The organism is Roseibium album (genome assembly GCF_001404515.1).
Lineage (GTDB): Bacteria > Pseudomonadota > Alphaproteobacteria > Rhizobiales > Stappiaceae > Roseibium > Roseibium album.
This window is the reverse complement of sequence record NZ_CXWE01000011.1, coordinates 101,539-120,003: the sequence shown is the minus strand read 5'-3', so window position 1 is coordinate 120,003 and position 18,465 is coordinate 101,539. Positions and strand designations below refer to the sequence as shown.

Annotated in this window: 12 protein-coding genes; 4 read left to right on the top strand and 8 right to left on the bottom strand. The window is 54.2% G+C overall.

The window, feature by feature from the left end; all coding sequences use genetic code 11:
• Positions 1-796 precede the first annotated feature (796 nt).
• A complete protein-coding gene (gene lexA / locus LA5095_RS28460; RefSeq protein ID WP_055121194.1) occupies positions 797-1,507 on the top strand; it encodes a transcriptional repressor LexA in 711 nt (236 codons plus the stop codon).
• Positions 1,508-1,599: 92 nt separating this feature from the next.
• Here the strand turns inward: lexA and LA5095_RS28455 are convergent, their stop codons facing one another.
• Entirely contained in the window at positions 1,600-3,807 is a 2,208-nt protein-coding gene (locus LA5095_RS28455; protein ID WP_158510449.1) for a ComEC/Rec2 family competence protein, read from the bottom strand.
• A gap of 310 nt (positions 3,808-4,117) precedes the next feature.
• Here LA5095_RS28455 and gltX point away from each other — a divergent pair, with 310 nt between their 5' ends.
• The 3 genes from gltX (at position 4,118) to LA5095_RS28440 (ending at position 9,906) form a co-directional block, all read left to right on the top strand.
• Positions 4,118-5,542: a glutamate--tRNA ligase gene (gene gltX / locus LA5095_RS28450; RefSeq protein ID WP_055121192.1), complete on the top strand. Its 1,425-nt coding sequence runs from the start codon at positions 4,118-4,120 to the stop codon at positions 5,540-5,542.
• Positions 5,543-5,775: 233 nt separating this feature from the next.
• Positions 5,776-7,068 (top strand): citrate synthase, encoded by a 1,293-nt coding sequence (gene gltA, locus LA5095_RS28445; RefSeq protein WP_055121191.1) that lies wholly within the window; start codon positions 5,776-5,778, stop codon positions 7,066-7,068.
• 411 nt (positions 7,069-7,479) lie between these two features.
• Positions 7,480-9,906: a methyl-accepting chemotaxis protein gene (locus LA5095_RS28440; protein ID WP_055121190.1), complete on the top strand. Its 2,427-nt coding sequence runs from the start codon at positions 7,480-7,482 to the stop codon at positions 9,904-9,906.
• Between the two features lie 336 nt (positions 9,907-10,242).
• Here the strand turns inward: LA5095_RS28440 and lpxB are convergent, their stop codons facing one another.
• The 7 genes from lpxB to rseP form a co-directional block, all read right to left on the bottom strand.
• Complete coding sequence (gene lpxB, locus LA5095_RS28435; RefSeq protein WP_055121189.1) at positions 10,243-11,421, bottom strand: lipid-A-disaccharide synthase; 1,179 nt, start codon at positions 11,419-11,421, stop codon at positions 10,243-10,245.
• A complete protein-coding gene (locus LA5095_RS28430) occupies positions 11,418-12,302 on the bottom strand; it encodes an LpxI family protein (protein ID WP_055121188.1) in 885 nt (294 codons plus the stop codon). The genes lpxB and LA5095_RS28430 overlap by 4 nt, the downstream gene beginning before the upstream one ends.
• Before the next feature lie 4 nt (positions 12,303-12,306).
• Complete coding sequence (lpxA, locus tag LA5095_RS28425) at positions 12,307-13,104, bottom strand: acyl-ACP--UDP-N-acetylglucosamine O-acyltransferase (protein WP_055121187.1); 798 nt, start codon at positions 13,102-13,104, stop codon at positions 12,307-12,309.
• Positions 13,105-13,110: 6 nt separating this feature from the next.
• Positions 13,111-13,575 carry a 3-hydroxyacyl-ACP dehydratase FabZ gene (fabZ, locus tag LA5095_RS28420; protein ID WP_029063429.1) on the bottom strand — a complete coding sequence of 155 codons (465 nt, stop codon included), beginning with the start codon at positions 13,573-13,575 and terminating at the stop codon, positions 13,111-13,113.
• Between the two features lie 51 nt (positions 13,576-13,626).
• Complete coding sequence (gene lpxD, locus LA5095_RS28415; protein ID WP_055121186.1) at positions 13,627-14,664, bottom strand: UDP-3-O-(3-hydroxymyristoyl)glucosamine N-acyltransferase; 1,038 nt, start codon at positions 14,662-14,664, stop codon at positions 13,627-13,629.
• 80 nt (positions 14,665-14,744) lie between these two features.
• Positions 14,745-17,126, bottom strand: a complete 2,382-nt coding sequence (gene bamA, locus LA5095_RS28410; RefSeq protein ID WP_055121185.1) for an outer membrane protein assembly factor BamA — start codon at positions 17,124-17,126, stop codon at positions 14,745-14,747.
• Positions 17,127-17,288: 162 nt separating this feature from the next.
• Entirely contained in the window at positions 17,289-18,431 is a 1,143-nt protein-coding gene (rseP, locus tag LA5095_RS28405; protein ID WP_055121184.1) for an RIP metalloprotease RseP, read from the bottom strand.
• Between the last annotated feature and the right edge of the window lie 34 nt (positions 18,432-18,465).

Here is an 18,465-nt window from a genome sequence, read left to right as displayed (position 1 = left end):
TTACTTACCCCACCCTGTCGAAGCTACCGATATTCCCAAGTATTTAATCGAGAAGTCGACGTCAGCAATCGATCTGTTCCTCGAATTTCGGCTTCGCCTGTTATTGAGGGAGTTCAAATACCAGATTAAGTTCGAATTCCTGCAAACGAATCGTCGCAGTGCAATTCAATTGCAACCGATAATTAGTGCAGCGGCCTTGAACGACAAGAACCTCCAGTCCACATCCCCGAAAATTCCGCGGAAACGGGCGCTTCGACACCTGCAGAGTTGCAACCGATTGCAACAGTCCGTCCTGGAGACACTTCAATTGGACTGTGGCAAATAACCACGATGCAAACATCGGCGCGCCCGGAAATCATCTGCTGGGAATCGCCTTTCGGGAATTGCCTGCGGACCAATCATCCACGAAAATAAATAACTTGAATCGAATTAATCGAATTCGGTTAAGTTGACTGGCGCCACGTCCAACTTGGTCGCCTGACGACAACATTTGGCAACAGAATATTCGGTCGCCCATTTGTTGCGACACCCGAAACCCGACAATGCGAAATGACCTTCCGCGCATACCAAAACAGTCCGCAACACATTCAAAAAACACCTGAATCCAATTGAGACTGAAGTTGGGACCCAGTGCCAAAAGACCCGATGCCGCAAAATGTTGCCGGAGAATTCAAGTCGGCTACGGTCGGACCGGAATAGAACAGTAAGAGAACATTTACCCTTGCAGAACACAATGGGAACAGGTAGATTGTTCTTGATTTGTACCAGCCCGTTCTTGTGGTCAGGGGAAGCCGACATGCTCACGCGCAAGCAGTATGAACTGCTCATGTTCATTCATGAAAGACTGAAGGAAACCGGTGTTCCACCCTCTTTCGATGAGATGAAGGACGCACTGGATCTTCGATCGAAATCCGGAATTCATCGGCTGATCACTGCACTTGAAGAGCGTGGCTTTATCAGACGGTTACCGAACCGGGCGCGGGCGATGGAAGTTGTTCGGCTGCCGGACTCGATTGCTCCGGGTCTTGGAACACCCAGACCCCGCGGGAGTTTTTCACCGGAGGTTATTGAGGGGTCACTGGGGAAATCCGAGCCGGCGCGCACCGCGCCTGCCCCTGAAGTTGCCGCGACCGAAATTCCCGTTATGGGTCGAATTGCGGCCGGTGTTCCGATCGAGGCCATTCAGACACACAGCCATACGATTACTGTCCCTCAGGAACTCCTTGGAAAAGGGGAACACTACGCATTGGAAGTGCGCGGTGATTCCATGATCGAGGCGGGTATTCTGGACGGCGATACCGTGCTCATCAGGCGAACGGATAGTGCCGACAGTGGTGACATTGTTGTGGCGCTGGTCGACGAAGAAGAAGCCACTTTGAAGCGGTTGCGCAAGAAAGGTGCCTCGATCGCCCTTGAAGCGGCCAATCCCGCATACGAAACCCGTATTTTCGGACCTGGTAGAGTTCGCGTGCAAGGTCGCCTGGTTGCGCTGTTTCGTCAGTATTGACACCCCTGCCCGGTCACATCGGCTCTCGCTGAAGCCGGAAACGGCATTCTAAAACTGGATCGCAGTGCGGTGGCGTGCAGGGTTGCACGTCGTCATTGCAATTCGGCGCGCGTCACACCCCCTCGCTCGTGCCATGGTCGTGGCGCTGCAGCGATTGCATATCGAATCTTGGCGACATGGATTGCGTTGGCAATCTCGGTGTCATCATAAGTGGCTGGAGTATCTGGAGAAGAATTGATCTCGGGGAGAACCTCCGCGCTCAACCAGAGCGAGACTGCGCCCCTGACCTGCCTTGTGCCGCCGTCGATAACCAGCTTTGCCCCGCATGTCGCCGGCACGATTAGATCGCTTACGATCAGATCGGCATACCTGCAATCCAGCGCAAGTGCTTTCTGCGATTTGGGCATTGCTATCAGAAGCGGTGCGGGAGGCCGTTCCAGCTCCTCGTCTCCCCCTCGAGCTGTATATGCCTTGATGACACACCCATCCGGATCGCATGTCTTTTGGGGCGATTTCATCTTGTACGACATGATTTCGTGCGCTGGAACACCTTCGGTCTGATACCAGACATCAACCAGGAACGTTCGCCTTCCGCCGAGCCAATTCAGATCTCCGTTGATGTCCCTCGCCGATATCCTTGTTCCGGTGGCAGCAATTTGAACATCAGGGGGCTGAGAAAACAGAACCAGAATCAACCCGACTGTGAACGGTACCAATGCACATGATCGCCACCGTCCCCGCAGTAGCAGACAGGCAAAGAGTGCGATCGAAAAGGCAAACGCCTCGAATGCAGTCAAGCGTCCGATTGCGCCGGCGCCTCCGTCAAGTTCGGCAACGAAGGCCGCGATCTTGAGCAAGAGAGTGATCCCTAGGGACATGGCCGCAAGAGGAAGGGATGCCAGGCCGAAAGGCATCATTATCATTGCGAGAACACCCATCGGCATCACCAGCAAGGTGAATACCGGCATGCCGAGAAGATTGCCCAGCATGCCGAGAGGCGCTACGCGGCCAAAATGATATGCGGCGATGATGCCTGTTGCCAGGCCGGCAACAAGCGCGGTGATGACGAGGCCGACCATCCAGTTTGAAATGGTGGACCCGACACGGCCTGGCAGTTTTTGCTGACGCCGGTTTTTCCCGGCAAAAGGCTCGCGGCGATCGCGCCACGTTTCGTAAACAGCTACGAGGCAAATGACCGCGGCAAAAGACATCTGGAAACCGGGGGAAAACAGTCTCTCCGGGGCAAGCAGCAGCAACAGCAAACCGGCAAGCGCGACGCTACGCAGAGTTAACCCCCTGCGTCCGACGAGGATCCCCAGAAACACAAGCGTGATCATCAGGAACGAGCGCTGTGTCGCGACAGAAGCACCTGATACGGCCAGATAGAAAATAGCCGCCAGAAGAGCTGCAACGGCTGCAAACTTGTGAATTGGCCAACGCAGGGTCAACGGCGGCAGAAGAGCAAGAAGAAACAGAACAGCGGCATATGCACCACCGGCGAACAGCGCCATGTGAAGTCCAGATATCGCCAGGATATGGGCCAAGCCCGCCGCTCGCAGGTTTTCCTCCTGGGTCTCGTCAATCCCGCTGCGGTCTCCCACAAGCAGGGCAACAACAAGAGCAGTCTCCTGTTCTGCGGGCAGATGTGTCGCTATCCTGTCAGCAATCCGTTGACGTAAGACCTGAATCAGAACATCGGCCTTTTGCCAGACAGGCATTTCGCCATCTGAAAGCAACTGCGGCGCTCCAAAACTGAACCCGGTAGCGCCAATCTGCAAAAAGAACGCACGAAAGGAAAAATCATACCCGCCAGGCAGGACTGGACCTGACGGCGGGAAAAGACGTGCGCGTAATCGCACTCTGTTTCCGGAATTTGCCAGCGTTGCAGCAGGAACGCTGACACGCACTTTCGCCGGAAAGACAATATCCTCAATCGGGCGATCATTGATCGTTTCAACGGCGAGAACCAATCGGACACTGTTGGCTCTTTCCAGTCGTTCAAGGACACGGCCGGTCAGGGAAACGTTCATTTCTTCGCCAAGACGCGGAGCGCTGACATAGGCTGTTCGAAGAGTAGCGCAGGTAAGCCCGGCCCAGAAGGCAACGCCCAGAAGGATAAGCGGATTTAGTCTGTCGCGGTATCCTCGCCAGACCGAAAACAGCGCGCACACCAGAAGCGTAAGCACAAGAAAAGGCCAGAAAGGTTCCACCGGCAGCAAAACGTAAGCTGCAATCCCGGCAGCAAACGAAAAGCAGATCCAGAGCAGCGCCTGATTGTCCCAGTGACTGACCGTAAACAAATCCGACTGCTGTTTGTTGAAATTCGAAAAGAAACGCCACACAGATTTCCGGGACGTCCTTCGCCGATCACTTCCGCTGCCGCGGTCAGTTTCTATTTCAAGATGGGAATCGTCAAAGGTAACCGCAGGCAGGCGATTTTCATTCTTTTGCGGTCGATCGTTACCGATCCTCAAGTCGCAGCTCTTCCCGTGCTGACACAAGAAACGAACGAGACACTATTTAGCCCCGACCGCGCCTGTGTTAAGACCGCGCCACACACTTGGCGCAGCAGGCGCTCCCATTCATAATGAGACTTCCAAAAAAATCACCATGACACAAGAGATCGTCACGCGCTTCGCTCCTTCCCCGACAGGTTTCCTGCACATTGGCGGAGCCCGCACAGCATTGTTCAACTGGCTGTTTGCAAAACACAATAACGGAAAAATGCTGCTGCGCATTGAAGACACTGACCGCGCGCGCTCCACTCCTGAGGCAGTTGATGCACTGATTGACGGGCTATCCTGGCTTGGCCTCGATTGGGAGGGAGACCCCATTTCCCAGTTTTCCCGTGTCGGCAGACACCAGGAAGCCGTCGAGCAAATGCTGTCCTCCGGCACCGCCTACAAGTGTTACAGCACGCCGGAAGAGATTGAGGCGATGCGTGAGAAAGCGCGCGCTGAAGGACGACCGCCACGCTATGACGGCACCTGGAGAGATCGTGACCCTTCCCTGGCACCAGATGGCGTCAATCCCGTTGTCCGGCTCAAGGCGCCCCAGGAGGGTGAAACGGTCATCAACGACATGGTCCAGGGCCGCGTTGTCATTCCGAACAAGGATCTCGACGATTTGATTCTCCTGCGTTCGGATGGAACCCCAACCTATATGCTGGCGGTCGTCGTCGACGACCATGACATGGGTGTCACACACATCATTCGCGGTGTCGACCACCTGACCAACGCGGCAAGACAGACACTCATTTTCAAAGCCCTCGGATGGAACGTGCCTGAAATGGCGCATATTCCGCTGATACACGGACCGGACGGCGCAAAACTGTCAAAACGCCATGGCGCAACCGGCGCAGAAGCTTACCGAGCGCTGGGGTACCTTCCTCAAGCCATGCGGAACTATCTGGCCCGCCTTGGCTGGAGCCATGGCGATGATGAAATCATTTCACTTGAGGACATGATCGCCTGGTTCGGAATGGATGCAGTCGGGCAATCCGCGGCCCGCTTCGACTTCAAGAAGCTTGAAAATCTCAACGGCCATTACATGCGCGCCACCGGGGACGCAGAATTGCTCGGGCACTGGAAGATTTATCTTCAACACGCAGATGGTGGCGACGCTGCGCTCTTCTGGCTATCGCAAAGTGACAATGAGCAAACGGCTCTGACGGCGCTACCCGGCCTCAAGGAGCGGGCAAAGACACTCGTCGAACTGACGGAAAGCGCGTCTTACCTTTGGCGGCAGCGACCATTGGACACGGACGAGAAGGCACAAAAGATCCTCAATGAGGAAGCCCGAACAATTCTCAAGGAACTGCACAACGTTCTTTCCACGGCGCCGAACTGGGGCTCGGAGACGTTGGAGGCAGCGGTAAAGTCCTATGCAGAGGAAAGAGAACTGAAGCTTGGAAAAGTTGCACAGCCACTGCGTGCCGCGCTGACCGGGCGGGGAACATCACCCGGAATTTATGACGTTCTCATTGCGCTTGGCAGAGAAGAATCTCTCAAACGCATAGAAGACCAGTCCGCTTGAGACTTTTCAGGCGGGTTGCAGCATTCCTCGTAGGATTGAAGTCGAGCCCGGTCTGGCAACCGGGCAAGTCCGCCTTTGACCAAAGCGTTATAAGGGTCAGCTTGCGGCAGTGCAGTAAATGGGCTACGCAAGACCCGAAAATTTCTCAAGTGCCGTCCGGCAACGAACTCGCTGGTGGAAATTGCGAGGTCCGAATCTGACGGGACACCAGGATAACGCAAAGGGGTTTCTGTATGGCCGACAACAACGCCAAGCTCAACGTCCGTGGCGCCGCCCACGACTTCGACGTTCTTGACGGGTCCATCGGACCGTCAGTCGTGAACATATCGTCCTTGTACAAGGACACCGACATGTTCACGTATGACCCGGGATTTACTTCAACTGCATCCTGTGAGTCCAAGATCACCTATATCGATGGTGATGAAGGCACGCTTCTCTACCGTGGTTACCCTATTGAACAACTGGCGGACCACGGGGACTTCCTGGAATCCTGCTATTTGCTGCTTTACGGCGAATTGCCGACGAAAGTTCAAAAAGACGATTTTGTCAGTCGCGTGACTTACCACACGATGATTCATGAGCAGATGAATCGCTTTTTCTCCGGCTTCCGCCGCGACGCCCACCCAATGGCGATCATGGTCGGAACAGTAGGCGCATTGTCAGCATTTTATCACGATTCAACCGACATCGCCGACCCGCACCAGCGCATGGTCGCGTCGCTGCGCATGATCGCGAAAATGCCGACCATTGCGGCAATGGCCTACAAATATCATGTTGGCCAACCGTTCGTGTATCCGCGCAACGACCTGGGCTACGCTGCGAACTTCCTGCACATGTGCTTTGCGGTTCCATGTGAGGAATACAAGGTCAACCCGGTTCTGGCACGCGCGATGGATCGTATCTTCATCCTTCATGCCGATCATGAACAGAACGCGTCAACGTCGACGGTTCGCCTTGCAGGGTCTTCTGGTGCCAATCCTTTTGCCTGTATCGCCGCCGGAATCGCCTGCCTCTGGGGTCCGGCACACGGGGGCGCCAACGAGGCTGCTCTCAACATGCTCTCTGAAATCGGGTCCGTGGACAATATTCCCGAGTATGTCGAACGCGCAAAGGACAAGGACGATCCCTTCCGTCTGATGGGTTTCGGCCACCGGGTTTACAAAAACTATGACCCACGCGCCCGTATCATGCAGAAAACAACGCATGAGGTTCTCGGAGAATTGGGTATCAAGGACGATCCGCTTCTTGACGTAGCCATTGAACTGGAAAAGATCGCGCTCAACGATGAATATTTCATCGAAAAGAAGCTGTATCCGAATATCGATTTCTATTCCGGTATTACACTGAGAGCGCTCGGCTTCCCGACAACCATGTTCACTGTTCTGTTTGCCCTGGCGCGTACGGTTGGCTGGATCGCACAATGGAAAGAAATGGTTGAAGATCCGTCCCAGCGAATCGGTCGTCCGCGGCAGCTTTACACCGGTGCAACCAAACGCGACTACACTCCAATCGACCAGCGCCGCTAGTGTGGGGCGCTTGATCTTCCTCATTTTGCCAATCGACAAATGCTCCCGAACTTCGGGAGCATTTTTATTTACGCAAAGGAAAAATAGTTGGAATAGGAATATTTTTCCTCCAAACGCCTTAAGTTAATAGAGCTGAAATTTTCAGGATGGCAACCATAGGGTGCTATTGAATATTCATTTTCGAATGAAAAACAACGCCAAAAAATATCACCAATACCCTTCACCATGAATATGTATTATTCATTTTTATACTCTATTTTTCATGTAAAAATAAGAAGTTTGATATTTACATAAGTAATAAACTGAATTATTCAAACAGGTTTTTGAATTACACTAAATAATAAGGAATCATTGCTTATCCTCTGGACAGATTATTTGACGTTTCGGCGTCTGGGGCTTCGAGGGGATGACATGAAGTTTCTGAAATTTGCAACCGATCTCAAATTCGGCGTGAAAGTTGGCGGAAGTTTTGCTGCCGTGGTCGCTCTCACGGGGATCGTCGGCGGCGTTGGCGCCTACAGTGTCATGACCCTGTCGGAGAGAATGGAAATTTCAAAACAGTCAACATCCGCAATTGCGCAACTGCAAAACCTTGCCGGTAAGCGTGAAAACTTCCTCGCGTCCCGAAATGTTGAAGCCGCAGATGCCGCACTTGTTGACATCGACACGCTTAGACAGGAACTGGCAGTCCTTGAAGAACGTTTGAAAAGTGAAGACACCGCAAAAATTCAGGTTGCGGAAGCTGCTGCCGCAGTAACGGACTTCCGCAAGATTTTCGAGAACGTCGTTGCCCTCACCCAGTCGCAAGCTGAAAAAAGAGCACAGCTGGAAGAAGCCGTGACCGGATTTGAAGCAGCTGCAGGGGATATTCTCGGCAAGGCGATCATTGCCCGGATTGGTATCAGTTCTGACGATACAAATGCGCGCAAAACGATGGTTGGCGCCAACAAGGTTGGTCAGGCGGCAGCGAGTTTTCAGGAAGAAGTTTTGACCCTGCAAAACCTTTTTGCCGCCGCTGCAAACAATGCCGCGCAGATCGCCGAGGTAAAGGCCCGGTTGCAGGCATTGTCGCCTTCAGCAATGGCTATGGCGGGAAACAGCTTCGACGGCATCGATAGGGAGGATTTCAAAAATCTCGCTGCAAAGACGGAAGAAGTTGTCGCAATTCTCGACAAGTTGTCGACGACGAAGGACTACATCGCAATCTTCGACCTTACTGACAGCGCAAAACTTGGTTTCGATGAATTGGTTGCCAACGTAAAGAAAATCCAGACGGATACGGCGGTTGCGATCGATAGAGTCAACAAGCAGGCAGAGGAAATCAATCAGAATTTCTATGCCGCGGACAACGTGTCCGGCACCGTGATGCAGCTCGAAGCGGATGCGAACGCGGTCAAGGCTGCAATCTTCTATTTCATGGTATCGCCTGATGAAGAGACGCAAAATGCAGTGTTGACGGGTCTTTCGAGTTTGAACGACCTGACGACGCGTCTTGAAGAAAGTGCGAAGGATTTCCCGGCAATCGTCGAGAAAGTCCCCGAAGTGCTTTCCGCTCTGACCACTTATGGTTCGACGTTTGAAGGCCTTGCGGCCAATCAGTTTTCGCTCGCCTCTGAAATCAGCGCGATGAAAGACCTGTCCGAAACGGTCCAGGCCCGGATTTCAGCCATCTCGGCCGGCCAAAGCGCAGCAGCACAAGCCTCCAGCACAAGTGCATTGAGTGTCATAAGCATTGCTCTCCTCGCAGCAATCGCGGCCGGAGCAGGCCTCGCATTTGCGCTCAATTTCGCTGTTACAAGGCCGCTGAGACGTACAACTAAAACCATGTCACTGCTTGCAGACGGTGATACCGAAGTTGATATCGAGGGTACGACCCGAGGCGACGAAATCGGTGACATGAGCCGCACCTTGCAGGTATTCCGGGACAACGCTGTTGAGCGTGTCCAACTGCAGTCGGACACGGAGCACGAACAGCAAATTCGCGAACAGCGCCAGGCAGCGATCGAGCAGCTCATCACCGGATTTCGGGAAAAGGCTTCAACCGTCCTCAATTCTGTTGGTGAAACCGCAAGCACCCTTGATGGCACGGCTCAGGATCTCAATTCGATCGCCAGCCAAAACTCCAGTCTCGCAGATAGCACTTTCGGTATAACCGACGAAGCAACGCAAAACGTTCAGACGGTTGCGAGCGCGGCGGAAGAACTGGCTGCGTCTATTGCCGAAATCGCCAGGCAGGTCAGCCAGACGACACATGTCGTTGGACGCGCGACGGAAGGTACTCAAGTGACCAACGAAAAGGTCCAGAGTCTTTCCAGTGCTGCAACGAAAATCGGGGAAGTCGTCAGTCTGATCCAGGCCATTGCAGAACAAACAAATCTGCTCGCGTTGAACGCAACGATCGAAGCTGCCCGTGCCGGTGAAGCCGGCAAGGGATTTGCCGTTGTAGCAGCTGAGGTCAAGGAGCTTGCGACCCAAACGTCCAAGGCAACGGAAGAAATCGGCTCACAGATTTCGGAGATCCAAAGAGCAACGAATGATGCCGTCTCCGCGATCCAGGAAATCACCGACACCATGGAAGAAGTCAACGAATACACGTCAACCATTGCTGCAGCCGTTGAACAACAGGGCGCGGCCACCAATGAGATTTCAGTGAATGTTCAACGCGCCGCCGAAGGAACCGGCTCTGTGAAAACCAACATGTCTGATCTTTCACAGGCCGTATCTCAGACAAGTCAGTCCGCGAGCCTGGTGCTGAGTGCTTCCTCGGAACTGGCCCAAAAAACTGAAGTGCTGAACCAGGAAGTCGGGCATTTTCTGGACAATGTCGCAAACGCTTGAGAAGACCGGTTTCAGCACAAAACGCGATCGTTCAGCCATGATCCAGTCGAGAGAAAAATATTGTCAGATGTCGTTTTCCGGTTTCACGGGAGAGCCTGTTTGGCCGGTCGAGCCATGAAAAACCCGTAGATCCGGAAAACGTCAGCCAGAGCCGTTCCCTGATCCATTCAACCGCGCTGCGATCTACTTGGTCGAAGACCGATAGAACCGAGATACGCGCCCTGCCGGTCGGGAACCGGGTTGGTGGAGGCAGGCATCCATTGCATTGATTGGTTTTCGCGCAATTTTGCTGCGCCGCTGCCACTCGTGCAGAACCGGAAACTGAACCGTGCATGCTCAAGTTCTCATTGTGCGAAAGACGATCTCAGCAGCTGTGTCGCTTTGACTGTGCCCATCCGGCAGCCGCATGAGATCATCCAGGCGCGAAAGTTCCGCCAGCTGCAAATTGCGCTCACGGCCGTCTTGCAGCAATTCTTTCAGATGGCCGGCAAGAACGGCCGGCACGACCTCTTCGTCAAGAAATTGTGGAATTGCCTTCTTTCCAAGGATGATATTCGGCAGCACGAAATTATCCACTTTGGCCAGCTTGAAAACACGATTGAGTTCCTTGAGCCTGCGGAAAAACCAATCGACCTTGTAGGCCACAACCATCGGCACGCCAGACAGTGCCAGTTCAAGCGAGACAGTTCCGGACGCTGCAAGTCCGGCATGCGCCCTTCGGAAAGCGGCCTGTTTTGCCTGCGGACCTGTCACGATCTCTGGCTTGCATTGCCAGTCGGCGACACCGTCCCGGATCCTGCTCTCAAGATGTCCGACCGCTGGAAGCAACACTTCGAGCCCCGGAACGTCCCTCTTCACAAGCGCAACAGTCTCACCAAATACGCCGAGCAATCGGTCAACTTCGCTGCGCCGACTGCCCGGCAACACGACCAGAACGCTCTTACCTGCGCTCAACGCTGTTCGTTCATCACCTGATGGTCGAAGATCAGCAATATTTTCGCTCAGAGGGTGACCGACATAGTGCGTGGGAGGGCCACCGAGTTTGCTGTGCTCACCGGGTTCAAATGGCAAAAGAGCGAGTAACTCGTCTACATAAGCGCTCATTTTCTTCGCCCTGCCCGGCCGCCAGGCCCAGACGGACGGAGAAACATATCCGACGATGGGAATGTGCGGAGCGCGTTTTCTGACCCGCCTTGCAACACTGTGAGTAAAGTCCGGGCTATCGATTATCACCAGCACGGAGGGATTGGAGGCAACAATTGCATCAACCGTCTGGTACACGCGCCGGACGATCAAGGGTAAGCGTGCCAGCACCGCGCTGATCCCCATGACCGACACGTCCGACATGTTGAAGAAGCTTGTCAACCCGAGCTTCAGCATGCGTTCACCGCCAACGCCGCAATACCGTGCGCTGCCGTCCAGCCTCCCGTTCAAAGCCCTCATCAGCTCGGATCCGAGTTGATCTCCCGACTCCTCTCCGGCAACCAGGCAGATTGTCGGTAAGCTGACGCTCACTTGCCTGCCTCTTCGGCGTCACTGGAACCGTCAATCCCGATCAGGAACAACCCTTCGGAATCGGCTTTTTTCAACGTTTCTTCCTTGTTGGAAATCAGAGCGCCATACGCCTCGACGGCAATTCCGCAAAGCCCTGCCGACACGGCAAGCTCGATCGTTTTTGGTCCTATAGTCGGCAGATCAACACGCAAATCCTGACCAGGCTTTGCTGTTTTTACGAGAACCCCCGAACGGCCCTTGTTTCTTACCCGGCCGCTGTTCTTCAAGTCCGCACACCGCACAAGCATTGCATCTGTGCCTTCAGCGCCTTCGAGCGCAATGACACGTCCACCGACGGCAACTGCGGCTTGTCCGATATCCAGTTCGCCAAGTTTTTCGGTCGCCTTGAGGGCAAGTTCAAGGTCGTGCCAATCTTTCGATTTCGGTTGGACATTTCCGAGGACCCCGCTCGATGCCAGTAGCTGCGGCACAACGTCCTTGATACCCACGACACGAAACCCTTCCTTTTCAAAAAGACGAATGACCTTGGTCAACAGACTGTCGTCCCCGCCAGTGAGTGCGCGAAAAATCGACGGTAAGCGCCTAAACGTACCAAAGTCTCCGAATATCGAGGTAAAGTCGGGTCTGCGTGTCACGCCACCAATCAGCAGCACGTCATCACACCCGTTGTTCTTCAGAAAGTTGTAAAGGCGTCCGACTTCACCCCAGCCAAGTATGACCCCTGCCATATGTCTTGTCGCGGCGTTCGCCTCGCCTTTTATCGCGATAACTTCAAATTCCCGCCCCTCACTTGCGAGAGCGTCAGCGATTTGTCCAGGCAAACTGCCGTTTCCCGCAATCAGGGCAAGGCGCCCAATCTGTTCTTCGACCGGGTTGGCCATCGCATCAGTCTTCAGTACGCGGTGTACAGAACCGCCGATCTTCCTTTTCCAGGATAAAATCCGTCACCGTTTTGACAAGGGGCTGATCTGAACTCTCGGCGGCAAGTGTTTCCGCTCTGCTGCGAAGCGTGCCTTCATCGCTCTCAAACAGCGCTCGATAGGCTGCGCGGAGCGCATGTATCTGATCGCGGGGCAGGCCTTTGCGCTTCAGGCCCACCAGATTGAGACCGGCAAGCCGTGCTCTGTCACCAATCACCGAACCATAGGGAATGACGTCGAATTCAACCCCCGTCATGCCGCCGACAATTGCGCCCGTGCCGATGCGCGACCATTGGCGGACCGCACTCAGCCCGCCCAGAATGACAAAATCGTCCAGTTCAACATGCCCAGCCAAGGTAGCATTGTTTGCGAGAATGGCATGATTGCCGACCTGGCAGTCGTGCCCGACATGGGAGCCCATCATGAACAGGCAATTGTCGCCGACTGTTGTCACACCACCGCCGCCTTCAGTGCCCGGGCTCATTGTCACATGTTCCCGGATCTGGTTGTTCGACCCGACTTCAAGTCTCGTCACTTCACCGGAGTACTTCAGATCCTGTGGCTTGTGTCCAATACTCGCGAATGGAAAAATATGGGTATTCGATCCGATGCTTGTGTGACCGGCAACGGCAACATGAGCTTCAAGAATTACGCCATCCGCAAGTTTGACGTTCGGTCCGACAATTGAATATGGACCGATGCGAGCACCCTCGCCGATCACGGCCCCGTCTTCAACGATGGCCGTTGGATGTATATCTGTCATTTGTCCTCACGCATCTACCAGCATGGCGCTGACTTCTGCTTCTGCAACCTTTGTTCCGTTCACCTGGGCGACGGCGTCGAACTTCCAGATATTGGAGCGTTGCTTGATTTTCTTGACGTGAAAATAAACCTGATCACCCGGCTCTACAGGTTTGCGAAATTTTGCCTTGTCGATAGTCAGAAAATACACCAGTTGCGGCGGAGCGTCCGCACCCCTGGCATGGACGCAAAGCGCTCCCGCCGTCTGTGCCATCGCCTCGATCAGCAACACGCCTGGAAATACGGGTCTTTCAGGAAAGTGACCGGTGAAATGCGGTTCGTTGATTGTGACGTTTTTTATTCCAATGCAACTGTTATCCCCATCCATCTCGATGATCTTGTCGATAAGCAGGAAAGGATACCGGTGTGGCAGAAGCTTCATGATTGTCATGATGTCTGCACTGGCAAGCGTCTGTTTTTCTGCGTCTTCCATGAAGTGCCCCTTGGCGGATTGACTCCGTAAAGTTCTATTTCATCGGCCCGTTTACGACTCGTCGCCGCGTTCTGCAAGTTTTCTAACAGCCGCGACTTCCCTGAACCACTGTTTGACCGGTTTTGCGGGAGTCCCGCCGTAGCGGCCGCCGGCTGCCAGATCGTCGTTTACAACACTTACAGCGGCCACCTGGGCACCCATCCCGATTGTTATGTGCCCGCGAACACCGGTTTTGCCGCCAATGGCAACGAAGTCTTCCAGCGTGCAACTCCCGGACAGCCCCACTTGAGAGACGAGAACGCAATGGCGCCCGACAACCACGTTGTGACCAATCTGTACCTGGTTGTCGATCTTCGTTCCCTCGCCAATCACGGTGTCCCGATTGGCTCCGCGGTCGATCGTGGTATTCGCACCGATTTCAACATCGTCTTGTATGATAACGCGTCCGACCTGAGGAACTTTCAGGTGTCCCTGTGGTCCCATCGCGTAACCGAAGCCATCCTGACCGCTGCAAACACCGGGATGGAGACAGACACGGTTTCCCAAAACGGTGTGCTGGACTGTGCAATTCGCCCCGATGACACAGTCGCGGCCGATCTTGACACCCCGCCCGATAACAGCGTTCGCCCGAATTACGGTGCCCGACCCGATTTCAACATCGGCACCTATGACAGCACCCGGTTCAACGGTGATATTTTCTTCAAGAATTGCGGCAGGATCAACAACTGCACGTTCGGAAACACCTGATATCAAGGGATCCTTGGGCGTCATGGCAGCCGGGTACAGATGTGCCAGAACCATGGCCCAGGACCGGTAGGCTTCCGAGCAGACCAAAACGGCGACACCTTCCGGGACTTTCTCCCTGTGCCGCTTTCCGACTAGACAGGCTGCGGCACCCGTTGCTTCGAGCTGGTTCAGGTAGGCCGTGTTATCGAAGAACACCAAGGCCCCGGCACCGGCATCTTCCAGCGGCGCAACTTCCGAAATCTCGAGAGTCTCATCTCCCCGATAAATCTCCGCATCCGCCCAGGCGGCGACCGTTTTCAGGGAAACGGAAGCTGGTAGTTCAAAAAACCTCGGCTCGGACATGATGTCATCCTTGTTACCAGCCAACAAAAAAGGCCGCCGTAGAGACCCGGCGGCCGTTTTCTACCGTAAAAGACCGCAGTTTAGAAGCGGGTACCGCCGCTCAATCGGAACAACTGCGTCTTGTCTGAGTCTTCCTTTACGAGCGGATATGCAAAGTCAGCGCGGATTGGACCGAATGGCGATCTCCAACGAATACCGGCACCTACGGATGCCCTGATGGCGAAATCATCAGAGTCGATCGTGCCGCCGTTGTTTTCAACGAGACCCACCAGATCGCTGTCGGCGTTCCAGAGAGAACCTGCATCAGCAAACACGGCTCCGCTCAAACCGAATTCCTTCGGTAGGACTGGGAACGGGAAGGTTCCCTCGGCGGTTGCCGCAAAGTAGAACCTGCCGCCGATTGCATCATCTGTTGAGGCATCCCGCGGCCCGATACCCTGGTTCTCAAAACCACGGATCAGGTTACCACCAAGCATGAACTGTTCCGACACGCGCAGACGCTCGTCGCCGATAGCCATGATGTTACCACCGCGAAGCTGCAGGCTGCCGACGAGCCCATAATCAGCAAGGATTTCCTTGTAAGCGCGGGCCTGGGCTTCTGTTTTGATGTAATAGCTGTCGCCACCAACACCGGCAAATTCCTGACCGAACGAGGCAAATATGCCGTCGGAGGGATCGATGTTGCGGTCGAGCGTATTGTAGCGCAGATCGTAGCCGACAAGCGACGTCAGATAGGTGCCAAGCGAGTCACAGACGGCGAGAGACAGATTTGACGTGTTACAGTTGTTGATGCTCGTAGACTGGTTGTCCGGATCGGAGTTCTCTTCCTGGAAGATGCTGTAGAACAAACGAAGCGAAAGTTCTTCTTCGCGCAGCGGCAAGGTAAAGCCGAACCCACCGCCGGTTCTTTTCTGGTCAAACGAACGATAATCGTTCGCATCGTCGACTCTTCTATAGACATCGAGATCCAGTGCAACGCGGCGCCCCATGAAGAAAGGCTCAACGAAGCGGAATTCGTAGGACTGCGTGTCCGTGCCTCCACCGATGGAAAGCTTCACGAACTGCCCCCGGCCGAGGAAGTTCTTTTCGGTGAGCGACACGTCACCGATAATACCGTCAACGGTCGAATACCCAACACCGAACGAGATTTCACCGGTCGGCTTCTCTTCCACCCGCACGTTGACGACAACGCGGTCCGGCGCACTGCCCTGCTGCGTTGTGATCGAGATGTTTTCGAAAAATCCGAGATTGCGAAGTCTGCGTTCTGCCTTGTCAACCAGTGCACGATTGAAGGCGTCGCCTTCGACAATATCAAACTCGCGACGAATGACGTATTCACGCGTCCGGTCGTTGCCGATGATGTTGATACGCTCGATATAGGCCCGTGGCCCTTCCTCGATGTAATAGATCAACGAAATTGTATTGTCGTCATAGTTGCGTGCACCGCGAGGACGAACCCTTGCAAACGCATAACCTTCTTCCGACACGCGCAGTGTAATGTCTTCAACGGACTGCTCGACACGCAGGGAATTGAAGGTCTGTCCGCTACGCGTCCGCACCAGTTTGCGCAGATCTTCCGGATCCACTTCGGCAATCGTCGAAACGAGTTCCACTTCACCGATCTTGTACTTTTCGCCTTCGTCGACCGTAAATGTGACGTAGAAAATATTCTGCTCACGATCGAGATCGGCGCTCACGGAAACAATGCGGAAATCGGCATAGCCTTTTTTGTTGTAGTACTGCCTCAGCAGCTCCTCATCGGCAGCCAGACGATCAGGGTCGTAGGTATCGGTGCTGCGAAGGAAGCTCAACAGGCCGCTTTCGCGTGTGCGGATCACGTCACGAAGACGACCATCGCTGAACGCGCTGTTTCCGATGAAACTGATACGCTCGACACCGGTTTTGGACCCTTCGTTGATCTCGAACACCAGATCGACACGATTCTGTCCGCGATCAATGATTTGCGGCTCAACGGACGCACCAAAGCGACCGGAGCGACGGTAGGATTCTAGAATATTCTGGACATCGGCCTGAACCTTGGCACGTGAAAGTGTTGACCTCGGCTGAGAACGGATTGCCGTTTCGAGCGCATTGTCCTTGATTTTCCGGTTACCTTCAAAAGAAACCCGGTTGATAATCGGGTTTTCGGAAACCGTCACAATGACGGTGCTGCCACGCGGGGTGATATCAACCGTGGCAAACAAACCCGTCGCGTAGAGGGCTTTCAGAGACTCATCAATGTCGAACGCACTGTAGGAGCGCCCCGGGACAATCGTCATGTAACTGATGACTGTCTCATCCTCGATACGGGTATTGCCTTGCACCTGAATGCTTCTGGCGACGGCTGCTTCTGCAACATTTACAAAAGATAGTTGCCCCACAAACTGAGGCAGAACCGACCCGATTGAAAATACGGCTGCCGCAAGAAACACGGCCCGTGTAAGTTTCTGCAATCGCTGCATTATTGCGCTATGCCTTTTTTTAGTACCCCATCCAAGAAATCGCGCTCACCCCAGCGGATTCTCGGAACCGACGATCGTTTTATAGGTTTTTGCCGATAACGCAACAGCCGTTCGAGGCCGAAAGCGATTTAGTCTGAAGACGTTGCGTCAATGTCACGGCTGCTAGGAATCGTTTGATACGAGACGCAAAATATCCCTCCAGGTTACAAAAACCATCAGCATAAGTACCAAGCCCAATCCGATCCTGAATCCGACATCCTGAACGCGCTCACTGAGCGGCTTGCCACGCAAGGCTTCAGCGGCAAAAAAGACCAGGTGCCCGCCATCAAGAATTGGTATCGGGGCCAGATTTATAAGTCCGATGCTGACCGACAAGACCGCTGCAAGCGAAATCAGCGGAATAATTCCGTGGTCCGCAACTTTTCCCGAAATTTCCGCCACCCGGATCGGTCCTCCGAGCTGGTCGGCTGACTGACGCTGCGTGATAACACCCCAGATGTAACTGACTGTGCCATCCATTATCCGGTAGGTTTCCTTGACGCCCTCGCCGAGAGCCCCGATCGGACCATACTTGATATGAATGATATTCTCGGGATCGGCATTGCCACGCAAACCGATGTCACCTGCCATCTGCCGCTCACCGAAGAAGACTTCCTTTTCCTTGGCATCGGGCGTTACCGTCAAGCTCACGAGCTTTCCGCCACGGTCCACTTCGAAAACAAGCGGATTGTTCGCGTTCATCAGAACGATCTGCCGCAATTCTCCGAAAGTGTGGATCTCTCGCCCGTCGATTTCTTTGACGATATCTCCGGCATGTATACCGCCGCGCTCTGCAGCGCCGTCCGGAAAGACCTCGTCGACGACAGGAACAAGACCCTGTTTACCCGCGGATGCAAACAGAGCTGCAAAAATCACGATGGCAAGCAGAAAATTGGCAATCGGGCCGGCAGCAACAATTGCTGCCCGCTGCCAGACAGCTTTCGCGATGAAAGCCGTTTTTCTCTCTTCCTCACTCATGCTTGCAATGAGTTCCCGACTGGGGACACTGGCCGCATTTTCGTCACCGGCAAATTTCACGTACCCGCCCAAGGGGATCATGCATAGTTTCCAGCGCGTACCCTTCTTGTCATACCACCCGAAAATTTCCTTGCCGAACCCCACTGCAAATGCATCAACCTTCACGTTGCACCAGCGTGCAACCGCGAAATGCCCAAGCTCATGGAAAAAAACCACAATTGTCAAAACGAACAGGAAGGGAACGATCGTGCCGACAACGAGGGAATAAGCAGAAACTAGTAGATCCATGAAGGGGTCCGATCTGACGCAACTTGGCAATTAT

What these genes read in the sequence shown, in the direction of transcription:
- lexA (WP_055121194.1), top strand. Translation starts at nt 797, where the DNA reads ATGCTCACGCGCAAGCAGTATGAACTGCTCATGTTCATTCATGAAAGA.
- gltX (WP_055121192.1), top strand. Translation starts at nt 4,118, where the DNA reads ATGACACAAGAGATCGTCACGCGCTTCGCTCCTTCCCCGACAGGTTTC.
- gltA (WP_055121191.1), top strand. Translation starts at nt 5,776, where the DNA reads ATGGCCGACAACAACGCCAAGCTCAACGTCCGTGGCGCCGCCCACGAC.
- LA5095_RS28440 (WP_055121190.1), top strand. Translation starts at nt 7,480, where the DNA reads ATGAAGTTTCTGAAATTTGCAACCGATCTCAAATTCGGCGTGAAAGTT.
- LA5095_RS28430 (WP_055121188.1), bottom strand. Translation starts at nt 12,302, where the DNA reads ATGGCCAACCCGGTCGAAGAACAGATTGGGCGCCTTGCCCTGATTGCG.
- lpxA (WP_055121187.1), bottom strand. Translation starts at nt 13,104, where the DNA reads ATGACAGATATACATCCAACGGCCATCGTTGAAGACGGGGCCGTGATC.
- fabZ (WP_029063429.1), bottom strand. Translation starts at nt 13,575, where the DNA reads ATGGAAGACGCAGAAAAACAGACGCTTGCCAGTGCAGACATCATGACA.
- lpxD (WP_055121186.1), bottom strand. Translation starts at nt 14,664, where the DNA reads ATGTCCGAGCCGAGGTTTTTTGAACTACCAGCTTCCGTTTCCCTGAAA.
- bamA (WP_055121185.1), bottom strand. Translation starts at nt 17,126, where the DNA reads ATGCAGCGATTGCAGAAACTTACACGGGCCGTGTTTCTTGCGGCAGCC.
- rseP (WP_055121184.1), bottom strand. Translation starts at nt 18,431, where the DNA reads ATGGATCTACTAGTTTCTGCTTATTCCCTCGTTGTCGGCACGATCGTT.